Raw genomic sequence first — 13438 nt, 5'->3', positions numbered from 1 at the left:
CGTGGCAATCCATGGATTGCCGTCGCATCCGGGCGCTAGGGCAGTCTATGGATTGCTTCGCTGCGCTCGCAATGACGAGAGGAGAGGAATGAACATGACCCACCCCGTTAATCTCGCCGGAATCCACCACGCCGCCTATCGCTGCAAGGACGCGAAGGAGACGGTGGAGTGGTACGCCCGCGTGCTTGGCATGACCTACACCACCGCGTTTGCGGAGGATCACGTGCCGTCCACGGGCGAGTATGATCCCTACATGCATATCTTCCTCGATGCGGGGAACGGCAACATCCTCGCCTTTTTCGAACTGCCGAATCAGCCGGACATGGGCCGGGACGCCAATACCCCTGTATGGGTGCAGCATCTGGCGCTGAAGGTGCCGGACGAGGCTGCGCTGCTGGCCGCCAAGGCGCATATCGAGGCGCAGGGCATCGACGTGCTCGGCCCGACGCATCACGGCATCTTCAAGTCGATCTACTTCTTCGACCCCAACGGCCACCGCGTGGAACTCGCCGCCGATATCGGGACGGACGAACAATATGCCGAACTCGCCCGCGTTGCGCCTGTCATGCTGGAGGAATGGTCGCAGACCAAGAAAGCCCCCCGCCACGCGGACTGGCTGCATGAACTGGCGCGCAAGGAACATGCTGAAAAGCAGGGCTGATCGCCTGTTGCGCTAATTTGATCTGACGCAAAGCGCACCGTCGCTTCTTCCCCCACCTTGGCACCATCCAAGAGGGGGAGTCGGCCCATGCGCATTCTGTTCGTTCATCCCAATTACCGTTCCGGCGGGGCAGAGATTGCAGGCACATGGCCGCCTGCATGGGTGCCCTACCTCACCGGCCCGCTGCGCCGCGCCGGGTTCGACGATATCCACTTCATCGACGCGATGACCGAAGGCTTGTCGGATGATGACCTCGCGGCGCGCATTGCCGCGCTCCAACCCGATGTGGTCGGCACCACCGCGATCACCCCGTCAATCTACGCTGCCGAGCGCGTGCTCGAAGTCGCCGCGCTGACCGTGCCTACGGCCGTGCGGGTGCTGGGCGGTATCCACGCGACCTTTATGTACGGGCAGGTTCTGGCCGAAGCCCCGCATATCGACGTGATCGTGCGCGGCGAGGGCGAGGAGATCGCGGTCGAGCTGTTCACCGCGATCAAGGAAGGCCGCTGGATTGCCGACCGCCGCAACATTCAGGGTCTGGCCTACCGCGACGGCGAGCAGATCATCGCCACCGAAGCCGCGCCCACTATCAAGGACATGGCCAGCATCAAGCCCGATTGGGACATCCTCGACTGGGACCAGTACAAGTACATCCCCTTGGGCACCCGCGTCGCCATCCCTAACTTGGCGCGCGGCTGCCCCTTCACCTGCTCGTTCTGTTCGCAGTGGAAGTTCTGGCGCGACTACCGCGTGCGCGATCCCAAGGACGTGGTCGACGAAATTCAGGAGCTGCATGAAAAGCACGGCGTCGGGTTCTTCATCCTCGCCGACGAGGAACCGACGATCAACCGCAAGACATTCATCAGGTTCTGTCAGGAATTGATTGATCGCGGCCTGCCCGACAAGGTCAAGTGGGGCATCAACACCCGCGTCACCGATATCTACCGCGACAAGGAATTGCTGTCCTTCTACCGCAAGGCTGGGCTCGTCCACGTCAGCCTCGGCACCGAGGCGGCAGCGCAGATGAAGCTCGACCGGTTCAACAAGGAAACCAAGGTCGGCGAGAACAAGGAAGCAATCCGCCTGCTGCGCGAGGCCGACATTTTCGTCGAGGCCCAGTTCATCGTCGGGCTGGACAATGAAACGCCCGAGACGCTGGAGGAAACCTACCAGATGGCGTGGGACTGGCAGCCCGATCTTGCCAATTGGGCGATGTACACGCCCTGGCCCTACACCCCACTGTTCGAGGAACTGAAGGATCAGGTCGAGGTCCACGATTTCAGCAAGTACAATTTCGTCACCCCGATCATGAAGCCCGCAGCGATGGAGCGCGGGGAACTGCTCAACGGGGTGATGAAGAACTACCGCCGGTTCTATATGCAAAAGGCGCTGTTCCACTATCCGTGGCGCGGCACCGGCTTCCGGCGGCGGTACCTGCTAGGGTGCCTCTATGCCTTCCTCAGGGCCGGGTTCAAGCGGACGTTCTACGATCTCGGCAAAGCCGGGTATTGGGGGCCGCAGACATCGAAAAGGCTCGATTTCCACTTCGACGAAAGCCGCGCAGCGGCGGCCGATGCCGCGACCGATTGGGAAACTAATGCCGACAAGGCCGCGCAGGCGCAGGAACGGCGCGATGCGGTGCGGGCACAGATGAAAGCCAGAGGGCAAGAACGCGCACAGGACCGGCTGGAGCTGTGATGTGGGCGGCGCACCTGCCGCAGCGCTGATTGGGCCGAACGCCGTCTTGCAGGCGGTGACGGTGATGGAAGAACGGCTGGGCCATGCCGAAACGCTGGCGATCCTTGCCGACGCGCAGATCGACCTGCTGCCGTCGGGCGAGTCCATGATACCCGAATTGCATGCGCTCAGGCTGCACCGCTGGCTGGCGCTGCACGATCCGCTCGGTAGTTTCACCATCGCGGAGGAGGCGGGCAGTCGCACCGCCGATTACATCATCGCCAACCGCATCCCCGGACCCGCCGTCTGGCTGCTGCGGCACCTGCCCGCGCGCCTTGCCGCACCGCTGCTGATGGCGGCGATCCGCAAACATGCGTGGACCTTCATCGGGGCGGGGGTGTTCGCGCCGCAAGGGGCGTGGCGTTTCAGCATAGATCGCAGCGCCGCCGGTGACGTCATCCCGCCGCCAGAGAGCCTGTTTCTCTGGTACGCGGCGGTGTTCACGCGGTTCTATCAGCGTCTGGTCGCCGAGGATTGCATCTGCTGTGTCGAGGCCACCACTGGCGGCGACCCGCGTGCGCGGCGTTACCGGATCGCACGTGGCGGCTGAGCCGGACCGGCGCCCTATTCCTGCCGGTCAGCGCAGAACAGCCGGATTTCGCGCCGCTCGACATCATAGGTCAGGCGCGAACAATGCGCGATCTGGTCGCGGCCGATCCGGGTCAGCAGATCGGGCTTGCCGCGCCCTTTGCGGCGGCTGACGAGGATCTGGCCTTTCCGGAAGCGCGGATCGTCTTCGCCGATCTCGCCCACCCGCTTGGGGTCACCGTAATCCTCCACCCGCACCGCGAAGGTATCGATCAGCAACTCGCCCAGTTCCAGCGGCCGGGCGATACGCATGGTCCGGGTCGGGCGTTCGACCGCGAAGTCCATGATCGCGGTGCCATCCGAACCCGGCACGAACCCGCCGTCGAGATGGGTCGCGATGAAATTGGCAGTGGGCGCGGTGATCAGGTTTTCGGCCCGTTCGGGCACGAACACCATCATCAGCCGCCTCTTGCCCACCGTCACCTCGGTGCCGAGCCGGGCATTATTGCGCCCGCCTGCCCGTGCCAGCGTGAAGATATGTGTCCGCTCGCCGGGAACGGGTGCCGCAAGTTCGAAGGTGATGCGCTTGTGCGGCAGGTTGTGCACGCCGATTACGCCATCGGCGCGGGTCGATACTGGACGATCCGCCCAGCTGATCGTCATCGCCTGCGGCCCGGCGCCGAAATCGATCGTTTCCACGCCGCTCCAGCCGGGTACCGAGACGGGGCCGAACAGCCACCCGCGCTGGCCCGTCGCGACCAGTTGCAGCCGGGCGGCAAGATCGGGATTGACGATCGGCGGGCCGAACGCCTCGGCGCTGACCTCAAGCTGGACCGGCGCGCCGTTCAGCAAGACTTCGATAATGGCACCGCCGCGCAGCGCCAGTTCGTCGGGCAGCGCCAGTTCGTCGGGCAGCGCCAGTTCGTCGGGCAAGACAGCAGATTGGGCCGCCCTGGCAGGCGCCAAAGGCAGCCACGCGATCGCCATCGCGATCAGGATCACAAGCCGGACATGCATGACGAAAGCCCTTAATGCTCGGAACCGGAAGGCTATCGGCTTCGGGCTGGCAGGACAAGTCGCGCGCGGCACCGGCCCGGCAATGCGCTCAACCCAGCAGCATCACGTTCATCAGGCGGCCGGGCAGGATAAAGGCGAAGATACCGGGGATCATCAATGCGCCCACGAACAGGCTCACGATCTCGGCCTTGTGCCCCTTGATGTCGCCCGCCCGCGCCTTGCGGACCGTCAGCCACGCAGCACGGTAGGTGAAGGGCACGAAGATATGGATCCATGACATCGCCATGCCTTCGTGGATGAACAACGTCGAAGTCGCGGTAATCACCATCAGGGCAATCCACAGCTTGCCGAGTTGCTTGTGCATGGGCGTGCCCTTGGGTGCGACAAGGAGGAACAGGCCCAGCGGCACGCAGGGGATGACGGTGGCGACATGGAACATCACCGCGGCATTGCCCAGATGCGGTAAGTCCGGCGCAAAACCGAACAGCGCCCGCGCAACCGCAAGGATGCACACGGCTGTCATCACCGTCCCTGACACCAGCACGATCGAGCGGGTGAAAGGCGCAAGGTCCATCGCACCGGCGGAGCGGTTGAAGCGCTTGAACGCGGCCATCGGGTTGGAAAAGGTTGCACTGGTCATGGCGAAAGCTCCGTTGCGAATTGCTGTTGGAGCCACAATGAAGCGCGCCTGTTCGCCAGCAACGCTCACTACGCCATGCGGCCGGGCCGTTCGTGAAATGCACGCCGGTTCGGTGGTTCGGTGCCCCTTTGCCACTTTACGAAGCGCGAATGGGCAGGCATTCGGGTTAGTATGGCAGTGGGATCAGGCGAACCGGCAATGAGCAATCGTGCACTGTTCTGGCGCAGGACGCTGACCGACCTCGCGATCATGACTGTGATTGCCGTCTTCCTCGCCATCATCGGACCGTTCGGATCGATCGGCGAACCCTTTCCGGTTCGGCTGCTCACCTGGCTCGCCTTTGCCTACCTTGGCTACGTGATCTATTCGCCGATGGGGTACTGGGTTGATCGGGCGCACGATGCGCTGGCGTTGCCAAAGGCGCCCTTGTGGCTTGTCGCTGTCGTGATCGGCACCGTGCCGATGACCGTGGTGATCTATTTCATCCAGTTCATGCCCGACCTGCCGCCACTGCCTACGCCCGAGCAGGCGCTAACGAGCTATTTCTACGTCTTCGTTATCGGCGGCGCTGTGACCTTGTTGTTCAATGTTCTGGGCCGGTATGCGGAACGCGCCGAAGGCATTCCGCGGCGGCCCGCCGCGCCGGTGCCATCGCAGGTGAGCCTGTCTTCAAGCACTTCCAACCCGCTATACGACCAGCTGCCGCCGGAACTGGGCAGCGATATCGTCGCCTTGGAGATGGAGGATCATTATGTCCGCGTCCATACTGCGCTGGGATCGGCGCTGGTGCTGATGCGGCTGCGCGATGCGATGCAGCTTTTGGGCGATCTGGAAGGGATGCAGGTCCACCGCAGCTGGTGGGTCGCCCGCGCTGCGGTGGAGGATGTGCTGCGCGACGGGCGCAATATTCGCCTGAAGCTGGCGCGTGATCTGGAGGCGCCTGTGGCCCGCGCCAAGGTCGCCGACCTGAAGGATGCGCGCTGGATTTAGGCCGTGTGCCTAACCCCTCGCGGCGCGATACATCGGCGTCATGACCGGCGATGTACCTGCCTGAATCTCGCCCATCACCGCGAACCCGTGCCGTTCATACAGCGAGATGTTGCGCGGGTTCGACGATTCCAGATAGGCGGGCAGACCGGCCTGGTCGACGACCGTCAAGGCGTGCTTCATCAGGGCGGCCCCTAGGCCCTGTCCGGTTGCGAACGGATCGGCCGCGATCATCGGCAGGTACCAGCACGGCGCTTTCGGGTGGAAATCGTCCATCTGCGCCATGAATGCGCCGATTTCCTCCAGCCGTTCCGGCGCGACGCTCTGCGCGGCGAGCAGCATCATGCGGTCGGAATCGGGCTCGACCTCGGGCGGCAACCACATCGCGGCGGCGCGCCGACAGTCGGTCTCGTAGACGCTGCCATGCACAAACCCGTTTCCACCGAAGGCGTCGGCGAATTGCGGCTGGATCTCGAAATATTGGGCCGGATCGGGCCACACCCAGCGCGCGACCGGATCGGTGGCGAAGCCGAGGGTGATAGTACGCAAAATCGCCGCGCGGCGACCTTCGCTTGCCGTTTCAACTCCGACCATCTGCATCGATTATGTCCTCCCCCGGCGCATGACCGATTGCCAGCATAGAAGCACGGCGCAGGATCGCAAACAGACACGAAAAAGGCCCCCGGCGCATGGGTAATGCGCCGGGGGCCGATTGCGACCCTGACCACAAGGAGAAGGTCAGGATGGATGAGGGTGCATCAGGTATTACGCGTGATACTTTGCGAAGCTCACATCGAAGCGGTCCGCGTTCATCACCTTGTTCCAGGCCGAGATGAAGTCGCACACGAATTTGCCCTCGCATCCGTTTTCGGCATAGACCTCGGCCTGCGCGCGCAGCTGCGAGTTCGATCCGAACACCAGATCGGTGCGGGTCGCGCGCCACTTTTCCTCGCCGGTGGCGCGGTCCACCCCGACATATTCCTCGTCCCCGCTTTCATCGACGGGCGACCACTTGGTCCCCATGTCGAGCAGGTTGCGGAAGAAATCGGGGGTAAGCCTGCCCGGGGTGTCGGTGAGGACGCCGATCTTGTAGCCGTGATGCGCGTGCTTGCTCACTGCGCCCAAGGCACGCAGCCCGCCGACCAGCACCGTCATTTCCGGGATCGACAGGCCGAGCAGATGCGCGCGGTCGATCAGCATTTCCTCAGTCTTCACGCTGGCCTTGGTCTTGAGGTAGTTGCGGAAGCCGTCGGCAAGCGGCTCCATCGGTTCGAAGCTGGCCGCATCGGTGTGTTCCTCGGTCGCATCGCCGCGCCCGCCCATGAATGGCACGGTCACGTCGAACCCGGCGTCCTTGGCAGCCTTCTCGACCGCTGCCGAGCCTGCCAGCACGATCGCGTCGGCCATGCTCAGCGAACCGCGATGCGCCTCGATGGTGTCGAGCACCTTGCCCAGTTCCTCGGGATCGTTGACCGCCCAGCCGCGCTGCGGTTCCAGCCGGACGCGCGCGCCGTTGGCGCCGCCGCGGTGGTCCGAATTGCGGTAGGTCGAGGCCGAAGCCCATGCCGCCTTGACCAGTTCGCGCACCGACAATCCGCTGCCGAGGATCGCGTCCTTGAAGCGGGCGACCTCCGCATCCGAAGGCGCGGTGCCGGCGGGAACCGGGTCCTGCCAGATCAGGTCTTCGGCCGGGACTTCGGGGCCCATGTACCGGATCTTCGGCCCCATATCGCGGTGGCACAGCTTGAACCATGCGCGCGCAAAGGCATCGTCCAGCGCCGCCTGATCGTTGAGGAAACGCTCGGAAATCTTGCGATATTCCGGATCACGCTTCAGCGCCATGTCGGCGGTGGTCATGATCGTCGGCACCTTCTTCGAAGGGTCGCGCGCATCGGGGGCCATGTCCTCGGGATCGGGATTGATCGGGGTCCACTGGTTGGCCCCGGCAGGCGACTGCACCAGCTCAAATTCGTACTTGAACAGCAGCCGGAAGTAGTCGTTGCCCCACGCGGTCGGGTTGGGGGTCCAGGCGCCTTCGATGCCGGAGGTGGTGATGTTGCCGTTGGCGATCTCCTCCTCGTCGTTCAGCCAGCCGAAGCCCATCAGGTGCAGGTCTTCGCTTTCCGGAGCGCCGCCGAAGGTATCGGCCGGGTGCGCGCCGTGACACTTGCCGAAGGCGTGACCGCCTGCGGTGAGCGCGACGGTTTCCTCGTCGTTCATCGCCATCCGGGCGAAGGTTTCGCGCATGTCGCGGGCCATGCCTTCGGGGTCATGCGGGTTGCCCTGCGGCCCTTCGGGATTGACGTAGATCAGGCCCATCTGGATCGCGGCGAGCGGGTTTTCGAGCGCGCGGCCTTCCTTGGGGTGGATGCGGGTGGCAACGCCTTCGTTGACCCATTGCTCTTCGGTGCCCCAGTAGACCGACTCGGGCTCGAACACGTCCTTGCGTCCGCCGCCGAAACCGAACACCGGGCCGCCCATGCTTTCGATGGCGACATTGCCGGTGAGGATGAACAGGTCGGCCCAGCTGATATTCCTGCCGTATTTCTGCTTGATCGGCCACAACAGGCGGCGCGCCTTGTCGAGGTTGCCGTTGTCGGGCCAGGAATTGAGCGGAGCGAACCGCTGCTGGCCGCTTCCAGCCCCACCACGTCCATCACCGGTACGGTAAGTACCTGCGGCGTGCCACGCCATGCGGATGAAGAACGGGCCGTAGTGGCCGTAATCCGCCGGCCACCACGGCTGGCTATCGGTCATCAGCGCGGTCAGGTCAGCCTTCAGTGCATTGTAATCGAGCGCGTTGAAGGCCTCGGCATAATCGAAATCCTCGCCATAGGGATTGGCGCTTTTGCCCTGCTCGGTCAGAATGTCGAGCTGCAGCGCATCGGGCCACCAGTCGCGGTTGGTGCGTCCCAGCAGGTTGCGCATTTCGCTCGATCCGTGGAACGGGCAGCCGCCGCTCATTTCTCCGGTCTTGGCATCCATGATCGTGTCTCCTCTCAGCCGTTGTTTTGTCAGACTCGCCCCGAGGGGGAGAGCCTATGGCGAGAAGATTACGCTTTCAGGATGGTGCGTCCAATCGATTAATGCGCGGCGATTGATTGAGTAAGGCGATTATACTCCGCACGCCATCCGGCGTGCGAAATCCTCGGCCCTTGCGGGCCTGCGGGCGGGCAGTCGCCCTTGCGGTCCGCATTCGCGGGCCGAAGTTGCGATCAAGCGAGCCGTGGCGGGATGAAAAAACGGGCTCCCGCAGGGGAGCCCGCAAGGCCGACTGGCCGCCCGCAGCGATGCGACCTTCAGGTCGCGTGAGCGAGGAAGCGCACTCGCGGATGCGAGCGCGCCCCTACAAATTATGCGGCTTGCGCGATATCCTCGACCGGCTCGTTGCGGATCAGGAAGTCGAACGCGCCGAGGCCGGCCTTCGCGCCTTCGCCCATCGCCACCACGATCTGCTTGTGCGGCACAGTGGTGCAATCGCCCGCGGCGTAGATGCCGGGGAGGTTGGTCGCGCCGTGATCGTCGATGATGATCTCGCCGAACTTGCTGAGTTCAAGTCCGGTTTCCCGCAGCCATTCGGTGTTGGGAACAAGGCCGATCTGGATGAACACGCCTTCGAGCGTGATCCGGCGTTCATCGCCGCTCGCACGGTCCTTCACCACCAGCCCGTTCACGCGGGTGCCGTCACCCAGCACTTCGGTGGTCTGGCCGTTGGTGATGATCTCGACATTCGGCATCGAGCGCAGCTTGCGTTGCAGCACTTCGTCGGCGCGCAGTTTGGTGTCGAATTCGATCAGTGTGACGTGGCCGACGATCTTGGCGAGGTCGATCGCCGCTTCGACGCCGGAATTGCCCCCGCCGATCACCGCGATGCGCTTGCCCTTGAACAGCGGGCCGTCGCAGTGCGGGCAATAGGCCACGCCCTTGTTGCGATACTCCGCTTCGCCCGGCACGCCGAGATTGCGCCAGCGCGCGCCGGTGGAAAGCACCAGCGAACGCGCCTTGAGGGTCGCGCCATTGGCCATCACCACTTCGTGATAGCCGCCGACGTCCTTCGCGGGCTTCAATTCCACCGCGCGGGCCAGATCCATCAGGTCGATCTCGTATTCACCGACGTGGGCTTTCAGGCTGTCGGTCAGCTTCGGCCCTTCGGTATAGGAGGTGCCGGGCAGGTTCTCGATCCCGAGCGTGTCCATCAGCTGCCCGCCAAAGCGTTCGGCCGCGATCCCCGTGCTGAAGCCCTTGCGCGCGGTATAGACCGCCGCCGCCGCACCGGCAGGGCCGCCGCCCACCACCAGCACCTCGAACGGAGCCTTGGAGGCAAGCTTTTCCGCCGCACGCGCATCGGCATTGACGTCAAGCTTGGACAGGATCTCGGCTAGTTCCATCTTGCCGTCGTAGAACGGTTCGCCATTCAGGAAGGTCGCGGGCACCGCCATGATGTCGCGGCGCTCGACCTCGTCCTGGAACGTGCCGCCTTCGATCAGGGTTACGGTGATGCGCGGGTTTTCGAATGCCATCAGCGTCAGCGCCTGCACCACGTCGGGGCAGTTGTGACAGCTGAGCGAGAAGAACATCTCGAAATTGAAATCGCCTTCCAGCGCGCGCACCTGTTCGATCAGGTCGGCGTCAACCTTGGGCGGGTGGCCGCCGGCCCACAGCAGCGCGAGCACCAGCGACGTGAATTCATGCCCCATCGGCAGGCCGGCAAAGCGCACCCACTTGGCCGGGTCGCTGGCGCGGCGGATCACGAAGCTGGGCTTGCGATCATCGGTGCCGTCGAACTGTGCGGACACCAGATCGTGCTGCGCGGCGATCTGTTCGATCAGGGCGCGGGTCTGGCGCGACTTCTCGCTATCATCGAGCGAGGCGACCAGTTCGATCCCTTCGCGCAAATTGCCGAGATATTGCTTCAGCTGGGCCTGCATTGCGGCGTCGAGCATGATGTCCTCCGGGCGCGGCGGGCGCGCGTGAATTCTGGGATAATTCGTAGGTGAGGTAACGCGGAACCGGATGCCACCTGCCCGACAAGGGGGGGGGGGAGTGGGCGGGCACATCCGGTCCCGGCTACGACCCGAGGGCTTGGCGCCATCGGGATTTTACGGCCAGCGCGAGGTTTCGAGGGGGGGAGGGGATCCCCCGCGCTGGCCGGTCTTGTTACGTCAGATCTTGCCGACGAGGTCGAGCGAGGGAGCCAGCGTGTCGCTGCCTTCTTCCCACGCTGCCGGGCAGACCTGACCGGGGTTAGCCCGCACATACTGCGCGGCCTTGATCTTGCGGGTCAGTTCGTTGGCATTGCGGCCCACGCCTTCACAGGTGATTTCCATGATCTGGATCACGCCGTCCGGATCGACCACGAAGGTCGCACGGTCGGCCAGACCAACGCCTTCGCGCAGCACGCCGAACTGGTTCGACAGCACGTGGTTCTGGTCGCCCAGGAACGGGAAGGTCAGCTTGCCGATCTTGTCCGAAGTGTCGTGCCAGGCCTTGTGGCTGAAATGCGTGTCGGTGCTGACGCCATAGACTTCAACGCCCATCGCCTGAAGCTGGCCGTACTTTTCGCCCATGTCTTCAAGCTCGGTCGGACACACGAAGGTGAAATCGGCCGGGTAGAAGAAGAACACCGACCACTTGCCGGCGAGATCGGCGTCGGTGACGTCGAAGAAATCCTTGCCCGCCTGAAACGCGGTCGCCTTGAACGGCTGGAGAGTCGAACCGATAATACCCATGGGAATTTTCCTTTTGATGGGGTTGAGAGAGAGGGTTGAAACTGATGCTGCCCAGATAGGGTATTCTGCGCTGCACAAAAGGTGATTGTTGCGATTGCGAAGATCGGATTTATCAATCGTGGCGGCGGGAACCGGGTTGGTTTGGCGTTCACCCGCTTGTCAACGATGTCGCCCCGGAATTGATCCGGGGGCGTAGCGATAGCGCAGAGAATGATTCAATTTGGCCAACCCGATTGCCAGTGTGAAGATAGGCTAGCGTTGCGCTTGGTCTGCTTTTGGGGGCTAGCAACCGATTTCGCTATGACCGCATGTGGGTGGAAAAGCGACGGGGGAGGACATCTGGCCCGTATCGTGTTAACTAGGCTACATCATCAGCCGAATTTCAGGGAGCTGATGGCTGAGAGACATGGTGCTCCCCCTGCAAAATGGAGCGGTGTCGTTTCCCACGCGTTGATAATCGAAGACGATTTTTGGCTTGCCGTCGAAATGAAAGAGGCTCTGGGGGAACTCGGCTATGCCACTTTCGATTTGGCCACTCGCATGCGGCAGGCGATTGCTTATGCCGAGCAGCAGTGCCCTGATCTTATCATCGCCGACCACATGATCGTCGGCGGGACTGGAGCCGAAGCTATCGCTACGATCTGCTCGGACGTGCCCGTTCCTGTGGTGTTCGTCACCTCCAGCCGGTCACAGGTGCAGCAAAGATTACCCGCGGTGCCTGTTGTAGATAAACCGTGGACCACCGCAACGCTTCATGAGGCTATAAACCAAGCGATCGAGCGGCCGTTTCGCACCGGCTAGATCTCTTCGGAAGCTCATGGTTGACCGAAAAGCCCCGACGGATCGCATTTCAAGATTTTGGATCCTGGGGACTGACCTGCCGAAGCTGGTTGGCGGATTCCTAGGTTATGCGGCGGCAGCAGGCACGGCCGGTTACACGCAATCTGCCAGCCCCATGCTCAGGAACACACCAGTTCGATCTGCTTCACCACCTGATCGAGATCGACTGGTTTGACCATCAGCGGGGTATGATCGAACGCAGCATGATTGACGGCGACAGCATCATAGCCGGTGATGAAAACGAACGGCACTCCGAGGCGTTTTGCATGCAAGGCAAAATCGTATGAAAGCCCGTCGCTTCCCATGTTGATGTCGAGCAGGACGACATCGGGCGAGTGTCTTGCGAGAATGTCACGAGCAGCTGAAAGACTTGAAGTCGGCCCGATGACATCGAACCCGCGGTTCTCCAAATGCTCCTTCAGCTCGAGAGCAATGAAGAAATCGTCCTCCACCACAAGGGCCGATATCCTGCTTTCCACCGCGATTTCCCTCCACCATCAATGACGGTTTTTACCCGCCTTCTAGCAGGATGAATAAATCGCAACAAAGAAGCTGTCGGTTCGATAGCGAACCTAGACGATGGGTAGCGGTGAGGATTGCGCTCGTCGGAGAGAAAATCGGGTTCGGGCGTCTCGAGGAGGTCGCCGACTGCTTGCCTTCTACCTCTTTATCGCCACATCGAATGCATCGTTCGCTGATCTACCAGGGCGCGGGCGGCTGTTTGGCTTTCGCACTCTCGCCCCAACCAAGGGGCAGGAAAGTGTCTCACGATCCGCTGATTGAAAGCCCAAATCTGATAATCAAAGCCTTGTCGCATCCGGACCAGGAACTGTTGGCGCCCCATCTTGAGCGGGTTCCGCTTGAACGTGACGACGTGCTGGCGCGCACGAACGAACACATCAGGCACATGTATTTCCTTGAGGGCGGCGTCGCATCGATGACCGCGCTTTCGACTGATGGCGAGCGGACCGAGATTGGTGTGATCGGGTTCGAAGGTGTCTCCGGCCTTTCGCAGGTGCTCGGATCGAACTGCTCCCCGCATGAAACTTTCATGCAAATCGGTGACACGCATGCGCTGCGGATAGATTCCGGCCGGTTTGCGGCTGCCTTCGAGCAGAGCCAAAGCTTACGGCAAATTGTGCTGCGACTGATCCACACCTCGATGGTTCAGATGAGCCAAAGCGCTGTCGCCTATGCGCGATTCCAGATCGAGGGCCGCTTGGCGCGCTGTGCTCTGCCACCTGAAAACCGGACCATTCGCGGCTAGAGTTTTCTGCCGTAGGTTTCCTTGGCTGGGCA

13 protein-coding genes are annotated in these 13438 nt (G+C 62.7%); 6 read left to right on the top strand and 7 right to left on the bottom strand.

From position 1 onward, the window contains the following. The first annotated feature begins 94 nt into the window (after positions 1-94). From Q0L48_RS12430 to bchJ, 3 genes are all read left to right on the top strand, one after another. A complete protein-coding gene (locus tag Q0L48_RS12430) occupies positions 95-661 on the top strand; it encodes a VOC family protein (RefSeq protein ID WP_296721436.1) in 567 nt (188 codons plus the stop codon). Between the two features lie 87 nt (positions 662-748). Beyond that, complete coding sequence (gene bchE / locus Q0L48_RS12425) at positions 749-2359, top strand: magnesium-protoporphyrin IX monomethyl ester anaerobic oxidative cyclase (protein ID WP_296721434.1); 1611 nt, start codon at positions 749-751, stop codon at positions 2357-2359. A gap of 1 nt (position 2360) precedes the next feature. After that, positions 2361-2948: a bacteriochlorophyll 4-vinyl reductase gene (gene bchJ, locus Q0L48_RS12420; RefSeq protein WP_296721433.1), complete on the top strand. Its 588-nt coding sequence runs from the start codon at positions 2361-2363 to the stop codon at positions 2946-2948. 14 nt (positions 2949-2962) lie between these two features. Here bchJ and Q0L48_RS12415 read toward each other — a convergent pair whose 3' ends face one another. Both Q0L48_RS12415 and Q0L48_RS12410 read right to left on the bottom strand, forming a co-directional pair. Next, positions 2963-3943 (bottom strand): hypothetical protein, encoded by a 981-nt coding sequence (locus tag Q0L48_RS12415; protein WP_296721431.1) that lies wholly within the window; start codon positions 3941-3943, stop codon positions 2963-2965. 88 nt (positions 3944-4031) lie between these two features. Then, complete coding sequence (locus Q0L48_RS12410) at positions 4032-4583, bottom strand: hypothetical protein (RefSeq protein WP_296721430.1); 552 nt, start codon at positions 4581-4583, stop codon at positions 4032-4034. A gap of 198 nt (positions 4584-4781) precedes the next feature. Between Q0L48_RS12410 and Q0L48_RS12405 the strand changes: the two genes are divergently transcribed. Beyond that, positions 4782-5573: a LytTR family DNA-binding domain-containing protein gene (locus tag Q0L48_RS12405; RefSeq protein WP_296721428.1), complete on the top strand. Its 792-nt coding sequence runs from the start codon at positions 4782-4784 to the stop codon at positions 5571-5573. A 9-nt stretch (positions 5574-5582) separates the two neighbouring features. On the opposite strand, the gene Q0L48_RS12400 is transcribed toward Q0L48_RS12405, so the two are convergent. The 4 genes from Q0L48_RS12400 to ahpC all read right to left on the bottom strand — a co-directional run bounded on the left by Q0L48_RS12400 (position 5583) and on the right by ahpC (position 11299). Then, a complete protein-coding gene (locus Q0L48_RS12400) occupies positions 5583-6170 on the bottom strand; it encodes an N-acetyltransferase (RefSeq protein ID WP_296721427.1) in 588 nt (195 codons plus the stop codon). A 165-nt stretch (positions 6171-6335) separates the two neighbouring features. Continuing rightward, positions 6336-8555, bottom strand: a complete 2220-nt coding sequence (katG, locus tag Q0L48_RS12395; RefSeq protein ID WP_296721426.1) for a catalase/peroxidase HPI — start codon at positions 8553-8555, stop codon at positions 6336-6338. A gap of 368 nt (positions 8556-8923) precedes the next feature. Continuing rightward, positions 8924-10513: an alkyl hydroperoxide reductase subunit F gene (ahpF, locus tag Q0L48_RS12390; protein ID WP_296721425.1), complete on the bottom strand. Its 1590-nt coding sequence runs from the start codon at positions 10511-10513 to the stop codon at positions 8924-8926. 219 nt (positions 10514-10732) lie between these two features. Continuing rightward, positions 10733-11299 (bottom strand): alkyl hydroperoxide reductase subunit C, encoded by a 567-nt coding sequence (gene ahpC, locus Q0L48_RS12385; protein WP_296721424.1) that lies wholly within the window; start codon positions 11297-11299, stop codon positions 10733-10735. A 393-nt stretch (positions 11300-11692) separates the two neighbouring features. Here ahpC and Q0L48_RS12380 point away from each other — a divergent pair, with 393 nt between their 5' ends. Further along, positions 11693-12100 (top strand): response regulator, encoded by a 408-nt coding sequence (locus tag Q0L48_RS12380; RefSeq protein WP_296721423.1) that lies wholly within the window; start codon positions 11693-11695, stop codon positions 12098-12100. 158 nt (positions 12101-12258) lie between these two features. Here Q0L48_RS12380 and Q0L48_RS12375 read toward each other — a convergent pair whose 3' ends face one another. Then, positions 12259-12618, bottom strand: coding sequence for a response regulator (locus Q0L48_RS12375; protein ID WP_296721422.1), 360 nt, complete (start codon positions 12616-12618; stop codon positions 12259-12261). 281 nt (positions 12619-12899) lie between these two features. Here Q0L48_RS12375 and Q0L48_RS12370 point away from each other — a divergent pair, with 281 nt between their 5' ends. Continuing rightward, positions 12900-13406 (top strand): Crp/Fnr family transcriptional regulator, encoded by a 507-nt coding sequence (locus Q0L48_RS12370; protein WP_296721421.1) that lies wholly within the window; start codon positions 12900-12902, stop codon positions 13404-13406. Positions 13407-13438: the final 32 nt, after the last annotated feature.

Origin of the sequence: Erythrobacter sp. (assembly GCF_024305245.1) — a bacterium.
In the GTDB taxonomy this organism is placed as follows: Bacteria; Pseudomonadota; Alphaproteobacteria; order Sphingomonadales; family Sphingomonadaceae; genus Erythrobacter.
The sequence above is the reverse complement of the archived record's forward strand: the minus strand, read 5'-3'. Positions and strand labels throughout refer to the sequence as shown.